At 70.1% G+C, this 14,311-nt stretch carries 12 protein-coding genes and 1 pseudogene; 5 read left to right on the top strand and 8 right to left on the bottom strand.

Features of this window, described 5'->3' with window-relative positions; translation table 11 throughout:
• Positions 1-66: 66 nt before the first annotated feature.
• The 4 genes from ACIBL4_RS12410 to ACIBL4_RS12395 are packed head-to-tail and all read left to right on the top strand — an operon-like array spanning position 67 to position 3,209.
• Positions 67-1,041, top strand: a complete 975-nt coding sequence (locus tag ACIBL4_RS12410; protein WP_399409029.1) for a metal ABC transporter substrate-binding protein — start codon at positions 67-69, stop codon at positions 1,039-1,041.
• Between the two features lie 20 nt (positions 1,042-1,061).
• A complete protein-coding gene (locus ACIBL4_RS12405; RefSeq protein ID WP_399409027.1) occupies positions 1,062-1,829 on the top strand; it encodes a metal ABC transporter ATP-binding protein in 768 nt (255 codons plus the stop codon).
• Positions 1,829-2,731, top strand: coding sequence for a metal ABC transporter permease (locus ACIBL4_RS12400; RefSeq protein ID WP_399409025.1), 903 nt, complete (start codon positions 1,829-1,831; stop codon positions 2,729-2,731). Before ACIBL4_RS12405 ends, ACIBL4_RS12400 begins: the two co-directional genes overlap by 1 nt.
• Before the next feature lie 58 nt (positions 2,732-2,789).
• Positions 2,790-3,209, top strand: a complete 420-nt coding sequence (locus ACIBL4_RS12395) for a Fur family transcriptional regulator (RefSeq protein WP_399409023.1) — start codon at positions 2,790-2,792, stop codon at positions 3,207-3,209.
• Positions 3,210-3,325: 116 nt separating this feature from the next.
• On the opposite strand, the gene ACIBL4_RS12390 is transcribed toward ACIBL4_RS12395, so the two are convergent.
• From ACIBL4_RS12390 to ACIBL4_RS12380, 3 genes and pseudogenes are all read right to left on the bottom strand, one after another.
• The gene (locus ACIBL4_RS12390; protein ID WP_356092331.1) at positions 3,326-4,156 is read right to left on the bottom strand and encodes an isoprenyl transferase; all 831 of its coding nucleotides are present in this window, start codon (positions 4,154-4,156) and stop codon (positions 3,326-3,328) included.
• 34 nt (positions 4,157-4,190) lie between these two features.
• Positions 4,191-4,937, bottom strand: coding sequence for a DNA repair protein RecO (gene recO / locus ACIBL4_RS12385; protein ID WP_356924168.1), 747 nt, complete (start codon positions 4,935-4,937; stop codon positions 4,191-4,193).
• A 26-nt stretch (positions 4,938-4,963) separates the two neighbouring features.
• A pseudogene (locus ACIBL4_RS12380) lies at positions 4,964-5,178 on the bottom strand (hypothetical protein).
• Positions 5,179-5,966: 788 nt separating this feature from the next.
• Between ACIBL4_RS12380 and ACIBL4_RS12375 the strand changes: the two are divergent.
• The gene (locus tag ACIBL4_RS12375) at positions 5,967-6,404 is read left to right on the top strand and encodes a GNAT family N-acetyltransferase (RefSeq protein WP_399409021.1); all 438 of its coding nucleotides are present in this window, start codon (positions 5,967-5,969) and stop codon (positions 6,402-6,404) included.
• 148 nt (positions 6,405-6,552) lie between these two features.
• On the opposite strand, the gene ACIBL4_RS12370 is transcribed toward ACIBL4_RS12375, so the two are convergent.
• From ACIBL4_RS12370 to ACIBL4_RS12350, 5 genes are all read right to left on the bottom strand, one after another.
• Positions 6,553-6,684, bottom strand: a complete 132-nt coding sequence (locus tag ACIBL4_RS12370) for a hypothetical protein (RefSeq protein WP_399409019.1) — start codon at positions 6,682-6,684, stop codon at positions 6,553-6,555.
• A gap of 154 nt (positions 6,685-6,838) precedes the next feature.
• On the bottom strand, positions 6,839-7,990 hold the full coding sequence (locus ACIBL4_RS12365) for an abortive phage infection protein (protein ID WP_399409017.1): 1,152 nt from the start codon (positions 7,988-7,990) through the stop codon (positions 6,839-6,841).
• A 147-nt stretch (positions 7,991-8,137) separates the two neighbouring features.
• Positions 8,138-8,998: a hypothetical protein gene (locus tag ACIBL4_RS12360; protein WP_399409015.1), complete on the bottom strand. Its 861-nt coding sequence runs from the start codon at positions 8,996-8,998 to the stop codon at positions 8,138-8,140.
• Between the two features lie 28 nt (positions 8,999-9,026).
• Positions 9,027-13,334, bottom strand: coding sequence for a caspase family protein (locus ACIBL4_RS12355; protein ID WP_399409013.1), 4,308 nt, complete (start codon positions 13,332-13,334; stop codon positions 9,027-9,029).
• A complete protein-coding gene (locus tag ACIBL4_RS12350) occupies positions 13,321-14,301 on the bottom strand; it encodes a 2-hydroxyacid dehydrogenase (RefSeq protein ID WP_399409011.1) in 981 nt (326 codons plus the stop codon). Before ACIBL4_RS12350 ends, ACIBL4_RS12355 begins: the two co-directional genes overlap by 14 nt.
• Positions 14,302-14,311: the final 10 nt, after the last annotated feature.

Below are 14,311 nucleotides of genomic sequence, written 5' to 3'. Positions count from 1 at the left end.
CCTCCACGGAACCCGCTCAGCTGGTTTTGTTGACAACGGTTTCCATATTTGTTGAAAATGAGTGTCATGAACGTACGACGGCGCCTCATATCCGCCACCGCGGTCACCGCGGCCACCGCTCTCGGCCTCGGTGCTCTCTCCGCCTGCTCCAGCGACAGCGCGGCGACGGGCAACACGGACAAGTTCGACGTCGTCGCGTCGTTCTACCCGATGGCGTTCCTCACGGAGCAGATCGGCGGCGACCACGCGAACGTCACCAGCCTGACCGAACCCGGCCAGGAGCCGCACGACCTGGAGATCAGCACCAAGCAGCGGGCACAGCTCGAAGCGGCCGACGCGGCGCTCTACCTCAAGGGTCTCCAGCCCGCCGTCGACGAGGCGGTCTCGCAGACCGGCATCAAGACGAAGATCGACGCGGCCACGCTGACCACCCTCGAGGACCACGGCAGCACCGAGCACGACCACGCGGGCGAGGAGGGCCACGCCGAGGAGAAGGGCCACGCCGAGGAGGAGGAGCACGCCCGCGACCCGCACATCTGGCTGGACCCGGTGAAGTACGCCGAGGTCGCCCAGGGCGTCGGCAAGGCCTTCGAGAAGGCCGACCCGGACCACGCCGCCGACTACAAGAAGAACACCGCGGCCCTGGTCAAGAAGCTGAACGGCCTCAACGGCAAGTTCGAGACCGGCCTGAAGGACACCAAGACCAAGGTCTTCTTCACCAACCACGCCGCCTTCGGCTACCTCGCCGAGCGCTACGGCCTCACCCAGGAGGCCATCTCCGGCCTCGACCCCGAGAGCGAGCCCAGCGCCGCCCGGGTCAGGGAGCTCCAGCAGGAGGCCAAGGCCGACGGCGTCACCACCGTCTTCTACGAGACACTTGTCTCCGACAAGACCGCGAAGACCCTCGCCAAGGACGCGAAGCTCAAGACGGACGTCCTCGACCCGCTCGAGGGCATCACCGACAAGTCCCGCGGCGACGACTACTTCCAGGTCATGGAAGCCAACCTCAAGGCCCTTCAGGCGGCCCTGGGAGCGAAGTGATCGACCCATCGGAGGACGGCATGACCGAGCCCATCGTATCCCTGCGCGGCGTCCGCGCGGACCTGGGCTCGCGCCCCGTCCTGCGCGGCATCGACCTCACCGTGCACCACGGCGAGGTCGTCGCGCTGCTCGGCGCGAACGGCTCCGGCAAGTCCACGGCCGTGCGCAGCATCATCGGCCAGGTGCAGACCGGCGCCGGCGAGATCGAGCTGTTCGGCACGGACCGCAGGCGGTTCCGCGACTGGCACCGCGTGGGCTACGTCCCGCAGCGCACCACGGCCGCCGGCGGCGTGCCCGCCACGGTGACCGAGGTGGTCTCCTCGGGCCGCCTGTCCCGGGCCCGCTTCGGCGTGCTGCGCAAGGCGGACCACGCGGCCGTGCGCGCGGCCCTGGAGCTCGTCGGCATGGCGGACCGGGCCAAGGACTCGGTCAACGCCCTCTCGGGCGGCCAGCACCAGCGCGTCCTGATCGCCCGCGCGCTCGCCTCCGAGCCGGAACTGCTGATCATGGACGAGCCGATGGCCGGTGTCGACCTGGCCAGCCAGGAGGTCCTCGCACACACACTGCGCGAGCAGGTCTCCCAGGGCACGACGGTGTTGCTCGTGCTGCACGAACTGGGCCCCCTGGAGCCCCTCATCGACCGGGCGGTCGTCCTGCGCGACGGCTGCGTCGTGCACGACGGACCGCCCCCGAAGGCGGTCGGGCAGCACGCCCTGCCCGGCCACGACCACGTACACCCGCACGCACCCGCGGGCGCCGAACCGATCCGCACGGGACTGCTGAGCTGATGGACTTCCTCGACTACGCCTTCATGCAGCGGGCGCTGCTCGCCGCCGTCCTGGTCGGCATCACGGCGCCCGCGGTGGGGATCTACCTGGTCCAGCGCCGCCAGGCCCTGATGGGCGACGGCATCGGACACGTGGCGATGACCGGCGTCGGCCTCGGCTTCCTGCTGACCTGGTCCCCGGTGTGGATGGCGACCCTCGTCTCCGTCATCGGCGCGGTCCTCATGGAGCTGATCCGCTGGTACGGCAGGACCCGGGGCGACATCGCCCTCGCCATGCTGTTCTACGGCGGCATGGCCGGCGGTGTGATGTTCATCAACCTCGCGCCGGCGGGCTCCAACGCCAATCTGACGTCGTACCTCTTCGGCTCCCTGTCGACGGTGTCCGAGTCGGACGTCACGGCCATCTGCATTCTGGCCGCCTTCGTCGTCCTGGTCACCCTCGGCCTGCGCCGGCAGCTGTTCGCGGTCAGCCAGGACGAGGAGTTCGCGCGGGTGACGGGCCTGCCGGTGCGCGCCCTGAACCTGCTGACGGCGATCACCGCGGCCGTCACGGTGACGGTGGCGATGCGCGTGGTCGGCCTGCTCCTGGTCAGCGCGCTGATGGTGGTGCCCGTCGCGGCCGCCCAGCAGATCGGGCGCAGCTTCGCCGCGACCTTCGTGATCGCCGTGGCCATCGGCGTGAGCGTCACGATCGGCGGCACGGTCACCTCGTACTACCAGGACGTCCCGCCCGGCGCGACGATCGTGCTGCTGACCATCGGCGCCTTCGTGGTGCTGACGGCGCTCGCGACTCCGCTGGCCCGCCGCCGCGCCCGTGCCCAGGCGGCCGCGGATCCCGCCCACGACCCTGCCGAGTGCGCGATTCCGGGCACCCGGAAGGAAGCCGACGAAGTCGGCGTCTGACCGCCCCCGACCCGGGCTGGCACAATGGCCCGGGCAAGGCAGACGTGAGGAGGCAACGGTGACGACCGCTGGACCGTCCGTGAAGGGCCGCGCCACCAGGCAGCGTGCCGCCGTGGCGGCGGCCCTGGACGAGGTCGAGGAGTTCCGCAGCGCGCAGGAACTGCACGACATGCTCAAGCACAAGGGCGACTCGGTCGGGCTCACCACGGTCTACCGCACCCTGCAGTCCCTCGCCGACGCCGGCGAGGTCGACGTCCTGCGCACCGCCGACGGCGAGTCCGTCTACCGCCGCTGCTCCACCGACGACCATCACCACCACCTGGTGTGCCGCGGCTGCGGCAAGGCCGTCGAGGTGGAGGGCCCGGCCGTGGAGAAGTGGGCGGAGGCCATCGCCGCGGAGCACGGCTTCGTGAACGTGGCCCACACGGTGGAGATCTTCGGCACGTGCGCGGACTGCGCGGCTGCCTCCGGCGGCTGAGCCGCTGTTCGCCGTAGGGGTGAGGCTTCGTTGCCGACTGCGGGCGCGTGGTGGCTTGTCGCGCAGTTCCCCGCGCCCCTGAGGGGAACTGCGCCGCCCTTGCCCGTGAGGCGCTGCTACTCCTGCTTTCCCTCCATGGCCAGCAGTTCCTCGTTCGGGATGGCGCCGCCGAAGCGGCGGTCGCGTGAGGCGAACTCCAGGCAGGCCCGCCACAGGTCACGGCGGTCGAAGTCCGGCCACAGCACGTCCTGGAAGACCATCTCGGCGTACGCGCTCTGCCAGAGCAGGTAGTTGGACGTGCGCTGCTCACCGCTCGGACGCAGGAACAGGTCCACGTCCGGCATGTCCGGGTAGTACATGTACTTCGCGAACGTCTTCTCGTTGACCTTCGACGGGTCGAGCTTCCCGGCCTTCACATCGGCCGCCAGCGCCTGCGCCGCGTCGGCGATCTCGGCGCGCCCCCCGTAGTTCATGCAGAAGTACAGCGTGAGCTTGTCGTTGCCCTTGGTCTGCTCCTGGGCGATCTGGAGCTCCTTGGCGACCGAGCGCCACAGCTTGGGCATACGGCCCACCCAACGCACCCGGATACCCAGCTCGTCCAGCTGGTCGCGGGTCTTGCGGATGAAGTCCCGGTTGAAGTTCATCAGGAAGCGCACCTCGTCCGGCGACCGCTTCCAGTTCTCGGTGGAGAAGGCGTACAGGGAGATGGCGCCCACGCCCATCTCGATGGCGCCCTGGAGCACGTCCAGCACCCGCTCGGCGCCGACCTTGTGCCCCTCGGTGCGCGGCAGGCCCCGCTCCTTCGCCCACCGCCCGTTGCCGTCCATGACGATCGCCACATGCTGGGGTACGAGCTCTCCGAGCTTCGGCGGCCGCGCGCCGGACGGGTGGGGCTCCGGCGTCCTGTACTCCCGGCGCTGCCGCCCCAGGATCCCGCGTACGGCCATGTGTTTCTCGTCTCCTCGTGCTTGCTTGCTTCGCTTACTTCTCCACGTAGCGCAGGGAGCGCAGCCCGCGCTCCATGTGCCAGTGCAGATACGCGGACACCAGGCCGCTGCCCTCCCGGACGTAGCGCGCCTCGCAGGCGTCCGCGGTCTCCCAGTCTCCCGTAAGCAGCGCGCCGAGGAGTTCCAGGGCCTGGGGCGAGGGTACGACGCTGCCGGGCACCCGGCAGTCGACGCAGACGGAACCGCCCGAGGCGACGGAGAAGAACCGGTTGGGCCCGGGCATACCGCACTTCGCGCAGTCGGTGAAGCTCGGCGCGTAGCCGTTGACGGCGAGGGAGCGGAGCAGGAACGCGTCCAGCACCAGATGCGGCGCGTGCTCCCCGCGGGCGAGGGTCCGCAGCCCCCCGACGAGCAGCAGGTACTGCTGGACGGCCGGCTCGCCCTCGTGATCGGTGAACCGCTCGGCGGTCTCCAGCATGGCCGTGCCCGCGGTGTACCGGGCGTAGTCGGTGACGATCCCGCCGCCGTAGGGGGCGATGGTCTCGCTCTGCGTGCACAGCGGCAGCCCGCGTCCGACCAGTTCGCTGCCCTTGGCGAAGAACTGCACGTCGACGTGGGAGAAGGGTTCGAGGCGCGCACCGAACTTCGACTTCGTCCGGCGCACGCCCCTGGCTACCGCCCGTACCCGTCCGTGACCGCGGGTGAGCAGCGTGATGATCCGGTCCGCCTCACCCAGCTTCTGGGTGCGCAGCACGATGCCGTCGTCGCGGAACAGACTCATGGCGCCATTCTCGCAGGGTCATGGCGTCAAGGGACCTCGCCCCTGCTGCGGGCGTTGGCGTACTGCGTCGCCGCGCGCAGCCGCTCGGCCGGGGTGGCGTGCCGGACGGCACCGGGGTCGGCGTCCCACTCCTTCCCGCCGCGTACGGCCTCAGCTGCACATAGGGCCCCTCATGCCCCATGACGATGCCGATGCGGCCGCTGCAAGTGTCCACGACGTACGCGCCGACCGGAGGCTTCATCGCGGCACCGCCGCGAGCCGCCGCGCGGTCCGAACGGAACACCGGCCCAATTCCACGAGCGGACAGGGGACTTCCCGCACAAGATTCACGGGGTGAAGCCCCGGTGACGTCAGGACAATTCCGGCCCCGGCGAGTTCTGCCCGCAATTCTTCCACCGCATCCTCCGCTTCTTCGGCGCAGAGCGCCGAGTGTCGTGCCACCACCGTGCTCCCCCTTCTTTCGGAGTTTCACTCTTCGCATCCCTACGGTGACTCTCCGCGCCTAGACTCGGGAAAGGTCTGCGCCCTACAACTGCGGGGCAGCACAAAGGGGTTCGGTAATGGCCAACGGTTCTCGACCGGCGGCGTGGGAATTTCGGTACGGAGCTCAAGCGACGGAAGGAGGAGGCGGGGCTCACGCAGGCGCAGTAGAGGTCGCGGGTTTTTGTCTCCGGCGGATTGCGGATCTGCGAGTTTGGTCGGGTCGGCTGCCTGGACGGAGTTCATACGCACTGTCGGGGCCGCCCGCTTCCTGGCCAGTGTCGTGCCTCCACGACCCGAGTAAAGGGCGCTGCGCGTCGCCTTCGGCGATGGCCCTGCGGGCCTACCCTTGACTCGGCCGGGGAAAGCGGGGTCCCAGGCCGGGTGCCGTTTCGGCCGGCCGCATGACTGACCCGCATCGGCGGGCGCACCCGATCTCGGCGGCAGCCGGGTGGGTCGGCGGCTGACGGTGGGCGGATGGTGATCCGCTGGCACAATGCCGCAATGAGTACGGGTAGGAGCGCGGACGGTATACCGACGGCATTTTCCATGCAGTGGGCCATGCGCCCGGCCGAGTCGGCGGATGTCGAGCCGGTCGCGGAGCTCCGGGCCGTCGTGATGCGCCCGGACCTGGAACGACTGGGCCGCTTCGACGAACACCGGGTCAGGCAGCGCCTACGGGACTCCTTCTCCCCACAGCACGCGTCGATCATCGAGGCAGACGGCACTTTCGCAGGCAGCGTCACACTGCGCCCGTCCGAGAACGGCCACCGGCTGGAGCACTTCTACCTCTCTCCGCACGTACAGAGCCGAGGCCTGGGCACGGCCGTACTCCGATCCCTGCTGACCCGGACAGACACCGCCGGCGATCTCGTCCGCCTGAACGTCCTCCAGGGCAGCCCGGCCCGCCGCCTCTACGAACGCCACGGCTTCACCATCGAAACCCAGGACCCGATCGACATTTTCATGCTCCGACTCCCAGCCTGACCCGGCCGCACGCCCGAAGAGCCCGCAAGTGGAGCAACCAGGCCACCCCAACCCGCCGTTCACAGGCCATCCCTGACCCATACGCTCCACTCCGCACCCGGAAAACCCCGTCAGCCGCCGAGACCACCCGCGTTTCCGGGTGCCTAGTTCAACGCTGGGCGAGGGGTGCCGGGGCCTCCTGGACCGCCCAGCCGTTGCCGTCGGGGTCCTGGAAGAAGAGGAAGGAGCTCCAGCTCAACAACCCGGGGGCCATGCGAGGCTGCCCGGGTGAGTCCGGCATCCCGGACTCCAGCACGATGGAGCAGCGGGAGCCGGGCGGGGTGAGCTGGAGAGGCTTTGGCCCGGTCCAGGTCTGTGACCGGGACGACGATCACCTCACGGGTCCATTCCATACGCGCTCCTCCCCAGGCGGCGTCGGCCCCATGGTCCCTCCGCTACGCGGGCCGCGCCCGTCGGGCGTATCGGCGGGCCACCGCGTGGAACGCCTCCTTCGGCTCCCAGTGCCAGCCGGAGGCGGGGTCGTCCGGGCGGTCCTTGATCGCCTTCGTGATGGAGTACGCCGCGATGTCGAGGTCGAGGCGGGGTTCGTCCGGGCGGTGCGGGGCGTCCGCGCTGACGAACTCGAAGGTCATCGCCGCGTACAGGCCCATCGACTCGAAGACGTCCAGCAGGTCGCCCACGTAGTCGGCCTGGACGCGCTCGCTGCGAACCAGGTCGCCCTTGATCTCCGGCGGCTCCTTGTCGTGGTCGACGACGTCCCAGCCCATGCCGGCGGTCTCGGGCGCACCGACGTAGGCGCACGTGCCGAACTCGGTGATGGCGAGCGGCTTTCCCCACCGCAGGTACCGCTGCAGCTCCCGGACGTACTCGGACCGCTTCGGGAAGTACGAGTAGTAGTCGATGCCGACGATGTCGAAGAGGTTCCAGTCCGGGTCGTCGATGGACTGGGCTGCGGCGTAGCTGAGGTCGCCCTTGAAGACGGAGCGGCCGGTCTTCGCGGCCTTCGCCGTGAAGTCGGCCAGGCGGCGCTGCGTCCCAGGCCAGTCGACCGTGCCGTTCTGCAGGTTCCTGATGCGCTCCAGGGCCGTCTCGCCCGGCAGGATGCCGGGGACGAACAGCCAGAACTCGCAGCCGACGCTGAGGTCGACGCTCGCTCCCTGCCGGCGGAGCCGCTCCGCGAACCGGCCGGTTTCGGCCAGGTGCTCCAGGATGTCCCGCTGCGGGGCGTCTCCGAGCGTCGGCTGCAACCAGATGTGCAGCCCGCGTTCGGCGGCCTCGGCGGCGGTGGCGGTGAGCCGCTCGACGCCGTCCCCGGTGACGTCGAGGGTGTCGGCGTGCAAGTCGTCCCGGATGGCCCGGACATGGGCCCGCATCCGGCGAGCGTTCCACGCGGTCCCCGGCGTCTCACCCTCCCCGACCGTGTAGACGACGCCCCGCCGGCGCAGCCCCCTGCCGTGCCGGGGCTCCGTCGCCCGGGCCTGTCCCGCCGGCCCCAGCGCCCCGGCGGCCCCGACCGCCGCCGCTCCGGCCAGGAACTGCGCCCGGCTGATCCCCTTTGTCTGCTTGGTTCCCTTGGTCTCTTCCATGCAGTTCACTGTGCCGAGCGGACGCCCGGCCCGGCTGTCGGCCGTCGGTCTACGGCGGGGCGACCAAGGTATGAACTCCGTCGGCCGTCGCTGGAACGATCGGTGATGTGCCCCGGGCGGAAGGGGGATGCCGCCAGACCCCACCCGTCAGCGGAGCCCGGCCGCGAGCGCGGCTCCGGTGATCTGCTTGGTGAGGTAGTGGGTGGCGTCGTGGGCGTGAGATCCGTTGGGCACGAGATAGCACGCTATGCCGGGGCCGAAGCATGGCCTGAGGTCCTTCACCAGAGCGACGACGTCCCTCTCATCGGCGACGTTCGTCCATGTCGTCGAGGGAGGTCCCGGCCACGAGCCGATGCCGCTCACGGGCACGGGTTCTATGCGGTCGAAGATCAGGTTGCGTATGCCGAGCGGCGAGCCCAGGGTGACGAAGGACCGGACCTCATGTCCCGCGGTCGCACACAGGGCCTCGTAGGCCACGACACTGCCCAATGAGTGTGCGACCACGACGCGGGTGTCGGGGCCGAGGAGCGCTCGCACCCGGTCCCGAGCCGTCTTGCGCAGTTCGGGATCGGTGAGGTAGCGGTGCGTCTGCTTCAGATCGGAGATCAGAGCCTTCTCGGCGAGTCCGGCGAAGAACCTGGACTGCGACAGGGCGAGCAGCGCGGTCTGTACGGTGCGGCTCGTGCCTGAGAGGAGATTCTGGGCGCCTGGGGCCATGATGTGCGGCTCGGCTGCCGCGGCTTGACCCCACCACCCCATCAGGAGGTCTGTCTCCCAGCCGGGGGACACGTCCCACCAGCCCAGGTGAGGATCGTCCCCGTCCAGCCGTTGCCCCGGGGGCAGGAAGAGGTCTCCGTAGAAGGCCATGGTCACGTCGCCGTCCCCGATCGGTGCCGTGACACCGGCCCGGGTCATTCCATCACGCAGCGCCGGTATCCACTCAGCGAGCAGGGTCCGCTCGCCCGACTGTTGTTTCCCCACACCGTGCACGCACAAGATGCGCGCCATGTCGTCCTCCCGACAGGCCACGTGCCGGCTAGCGGCGAGCGAACGGAGCGGACATGCCCATCTCGAACGCGACGACCTCGTGGCCCGTGCCGACGACGAAGTCCCCGTCGGAGCTGAGTGAAACGGCTCGCGCGGGATAGGGCGTGGCCCAGCGCAGCAGTTCCGTTTGCCGGTCCAGGTCCCAGACGCGCACCGTGTAGTCGTCGCCCACGGTCACGGCGATCGGCACCCCGTCGACACGCCGGGTCGCCACGGCATTCACCACGCCGGTGTGACCGGCGAAGACAGCCACCTCCTCGCTGGTCCGCAGGTCCCAGACGCGCATGGCGCCGTCGTCGCTCACGGTGACAGCCAGCTCCCGGTCGTCCACCCGCGTGCACGCCACTCCGTTGACCACGCCTGAGTGAGCGCGGTGAGAGGCCAGTTGTCGTCCGGTGAACAGGTCCCAGGTGCACATCAGTCCGTCGTCCCCGACGGTGACGACGACATGGCGGCCGTCGAGGCGAGTGCAGACGACCGCGTTGACGACTCCGGAGTGGGCGGTGGTGGAGACGAGTTGCTCGCCCGAGCGCAGATCCCAGGCGCGGACGACACCGGAGGCGTCCCCGGTCACGGCGACGGGGCGCCCCTCGGCCACGGTGGTGTCGAGTCCCCAGATCCAGTCCTCGTGTCCGTGCAGTGCTCTTTCGTGCCGGCAGGTCGCGAGGCTCCAGACGTGCAGGGCGTAGTCTCCCCCACCTCCCACGACGGCTGCCGGGGTTCCGTCGACCACCGCGCAGGCGACGGCGTTCACCGCTCCTGTGTGGCCGGCCAGCACCGCCTTCTGCTCCCCTGTCCGCGCATCCCACACTCGTACGGCCCCGTCCCCGTCGCCGCCCACCGTGAGCGCGACCGACGAACCGGCGACCTCGGCGTGGGCCACGGACCACAGCCAGCCCGTGTGACCGCGGAACCCCCCGGAGGGCGCCGCCGGTCCTGGTGCGGGGGCTTCGTCCGGTACGGAGTCTCCTTCGGCGGCGCCGACTGTCCCGGCCGGGTCTGGCCGCTGTTCCATCACCCAGCGTTGTGCGCCGGCCCGGACGTCCCAGACCTGGACCGAGCCGTCGGCTCCACCGGTCACCGCCACGGGGACACCGTCGACCACGGCGGCCGCGACCGCGTTGACGGCGCTGGCGTGCCCTTCGAGCACGGCACGCGGGGTGCCCGAGGCCAGATCCCAGACACGGACCGTGAAGTCTCCACCGCCGACGACCGCGAGCGGACGTCCGTCGGCGGTCACACAGGCCACTCCGTTGACCCAGCCGGTGTCACCGCTCAGCGTCGACAGTGCCGCGCGCCGCTCCAGGTCCCAGACACTCAGGTGCCCGTCGCCACCACCACCCGATACCGCCACGGGGAGACCGTCGACGCGGGTGGACGATACGGCCCAGACCCAGCTGGTGTGGCCGTGGAACACCGCGCGTTCGACGCGGTTCTGCAGGTCCCACAGGCGTACGGAACCGTCGGCGCCCACACTGACCGCGTGGGGCACGTCGTCCACGGTGGCACAGGTCACTCCGTTCACGGCTCCCGGGTGCCCGACGAGCGAGGCCAGTTGATCCCCCGTGGTGAGGTCCCACAGACGTACCGCCGCATCACCGCCGCCGACGACCGCGACCGGCGCCCGGTTCACGACCGTGCACGCCAGTCCGTTGACGGCGCCGCCCTGGCCGCTCAGTACCGCGAGGCTCTCCCCCGTCGAAAGGTCCCAGACCCGCACGGTGTAGTCGTCACCCCCGGTGAGCGCGACGGAGATGCCCTCCACATCGGTGCAGGCGACGGCGTTGATGGCTCCCTGGTGGCCGGAGAGGACCGAGCGCAGTTCCCCGGTCCGCAGGTCCCATACGCGCACCAGGCCGTCGGTGCCTCCGCTGACGGCGACGGGCACACCGTCGGCCTCTCCACAGGCGACCCCGTTGACCGCTCCCGTCCGTTCGTGCGAATCACGAGTGATCTGACTGTCCGTGGCCCACACCGGACGCCAGGCACTGTTCCGGCTGAGCCTGCGGGCGAGATCCCGGTCCTTGAAGCGCAGCGCGTCGATCGCCAGCAGTTCCCGCCGTATCTGCGGGCTGGCGCGACGGTGGTCACCCGCGGAGGTGCGGTAGAGGTCGGCCAGGCGGAGCGCGGAGTCCGTGGTGAGCCGTTCCAAGGCGGGCAGCAAGGGCGTCGGCTCGGCATGGACGAGGTACTCCGGGTCGGCCATGAGCTCGTCCAGCTCACCGGAGATGGACGCATGGGTGGCGAGATGGCTCAAGGTGTACGGGTGCGCACGCGGCCAGTCGAGGGTCCGGTACGGAGTGCGGGGCACCAGGCGCCTGAGCACCTCGACGTACGCCCGCTGGGCTTCCCGGGCGTCGGTGTCCCGTCGCAGGTGCTCGGCCAGGGCCTGGTGGTAGAGGCGGTACGCCGAGTGGCCGGACTCGGTTGCCTCCACCACGTACCGTCCCGTGGAGCGCTGGAGCCACAGCAGATCCTCGTCGTTGTAGGTGTGTCCCGACAGGCGTGAGGCCAGCGCTCCCCAGACGTCCTCCCAGGGCAGGCCCTGTCCCTCGGCGTAGGCGAGGGGCCGCAGAAGGTCCCGGGCACGGTCCGCCTCCGGGCCGAGGCGCTCGTCCAGGTCCTGTGCCATGGCCGAGTCCGCCGTCCGCGGCAGCGCTCGGCGCCATTCCGGGTCCTGCGGGTCGGCGAGGACGTCCTGCGCGGCGAGGGTCCCCGATACGATGCGCGCCACCAGGAAGCTGGGGAACGCCGCCTCGGCCACGGCGCGGGCGACCTCTATCACCAGGGTGGGGGAAGCGACGGCGTAGCGGCTGTCGGGCTGGGATTCGGTGAGTCCACGCCGGGCGTAGGCACCGAGCGCCGCGCGGTCGGCATAGGTGTCGTTGTCCAGGTCGACGATCTCGACGTCCGTCTGGAGATGGCGGAGCAGATGTGGCCGTGTGCCGAGGAGCAGCCGCAGCTTTCCGTTGCTGAACCGGATGAGCGGCTGGAGCAGTTGTGTGGTCAGCGTGTCCGGCGAGGCCGCCTCGTCGAGGGCGTCGATGATCGCCGTGAAGGGCCGGTCCCGTGCCGCCAGCGCGTCCAGCAGGGTGCCCACCGTGGGCGCCCTGACCCGTGCCGCGGCCGCGAGTCCGTTGAGGATGTCCTCGTCGGTCAGGGCTTGGGCGTAGATGACGACGTCGACGGAGCCGGGGCGGGGCACGGCTCGTTCCGGCAGGTCGAGGAGGTGGATGGGCACGCTGTGGTGGCGTTCCGTGTTCGTGAGCGCGGCGATGAGGCCGAGGACCGCTGTCTTGCCCGATCCGGGCCCGCCCGTCACGACCACCGCAGGCCGTAGGGCGTCAGGTTCCCGTAACCAGTCGGTGAGTTCGGTGAGTGTTCGCCTTCGGCCCGTGAACCACCAGCCTCCCTCGTCCCCGAAGGAGGCCTTGGCACGGACCAGCATGCGCCGGGCCAGTTCCGTTTCCCGCCGCACTGCCTGGGCCTGCCATTCGATCGCCTGCTGCATCGCCAGATCCGCTTCGAACGTGCGGCTGTGCCGCCTGGGGTTGGGGAAGAACGCAGGCACGTCACCGAGCATCTTGGCCGCGTGCCACTCGATGCTCTGGGTAGGGGGCCGCTTGACGTTCGCGTTCATGTGCGCGACAAGAGAGCCCAAATTGAGGTGCTCGGGCTTCTCACCCGCTGTGGCAAGACTGTCCACCGCCGCGGTGAGCAGGTCGGGAAAGGCTTCCACCAGCGCGGACTGGGCCGGCTGCGCGGAGGCGACGAAGGCGATTCCCGCGTTGTCGTTGTCCGGGCTGCGGCGCAGGCTCTCCACGGCCGAGGCCACGGCGTCTCCGGTGCCCTGGCCCGCGTGACAGGTGTCGAGCAGGAAGAGCAACTGCTTGATGTCCGTGTCGTCGAGCAGCACCGAGGCGATCTGGGAGGTCGGCAAGGCCTGTTTGGGTCTGGACAGGTCGCAGTCGGCGGGGAAGAACATGTGCCGGCGTGGCGTCGAACCGAGTAGTTGACCGTGTCCTGCGAGATAAACGGCGACGATGTCGTCCGGGCGCCGGTCCGGGGCCGTGGCGAACCGTTCCAACTGGTCCAGGAGAGCGTTCCGGTCGGGGTCGAGTCCGAGGTCGCTGACGTGTGTGTAGCCGAGGCGGGTGGTGAAGAGGTCGATGATCTTCTGTCGTGCGCTGACCAGGCCCGGGCGGTCCCCGGCGGGTGAGCGGGGCAGATGGGCGACGGCCGTGGCGATCAGGAGTCGCCGGGGCTTCGGCGTGTCCGGCGGGTCATTCGGGCTCACCGGCGCGCTCTCCTTCCACGTTCTCCTGTCCGTCCAGGATGTCGCACACCGACAGGGCCGCCGCCATGCTCGCCGCCTCGTTGGCGTCCGCCGTGTTGTAGGCCATCACCGGTACGGCCAGGAAGCGATCGGCCCCGAGCGCTGTCAGCGCCTCCCATTCGGGCCCGCCGGCCCGGCCGTCGAAGGCGCACCTCAGATTCTTGTCCCGCACGGCGGCCAGGAGCGCCGCCGGGTCCACCAGATCGGGGTGGACCGTGTTCACGAGCAGGGCGCTGGGCCGCATCAGACTGAATTCCTGTGCCGTGAGCTCCGGTTGCTCTCCGGGGCCCGGTCCGGGCCGGTGCAGCGACACGATCTCGCTCCATCGCAGCAGTTCGGACTTCGTGCAGTGCCGTATGCCCAGTGCCGCCTCGGTGTCGGTGTCCCGGCGCGGCGCGGCGTAGCACACCTCCATGCCCAGGCCGAGGCGCGCGATCCGTGCCACTGTCTTCCCGATCCTGCCGAGCCCGATGAGACCGAGGCGTTTACCGGCCACAGTCCGGCCGACCGGGGCCGGGGGATTGTCCGGTCGTCCGGACCGGGCGGCCACCGGGGCGAAGGAGCGGAACTGCGTCAGGATCAGCAGGAGAGTGAACTCCGCGACGGACTGTGTGTTGGCTCCCGGCGTGCTCACCAGCGACACTCCCAGCGAGCGGGCTCGACGCCATCCCGGTACGTAGAGCCGGAAGTCGGTACCGACGAAGGCCACCGCCCGCAGCCGGACGGACGACTCGAAGACCTTGTCAGTGGGGGTCTCGTTGCCTCCGATCAGATAGCCGACGGCACCGTCGAGGGCCTCGATCAGCTCGCCCTCGGTGAGGTCGTCCCGCCTGACCCTCCGAGGCGTGTAGGAACGGGAGGTCATGTACTCGACCGTCGCGTCGGGCACGAGGTCCGTGCCCGTGACGAGAATCTCGGGGTTCGGCATGGATTCCCTC

It is taken from the genome of Streptomyces sp. NPDC050416 (assembly GCF_044458845.1).
In the GTDB taxonomy this organism is placed as follows: Bacteria; Actinomycetota; Actinomycetes; order Streptomycetales; family Streptomycetaceae; genus Streptomyces.
This window is presented reverse-complemented; position numbering and strand designations above follow the sequence as displayed.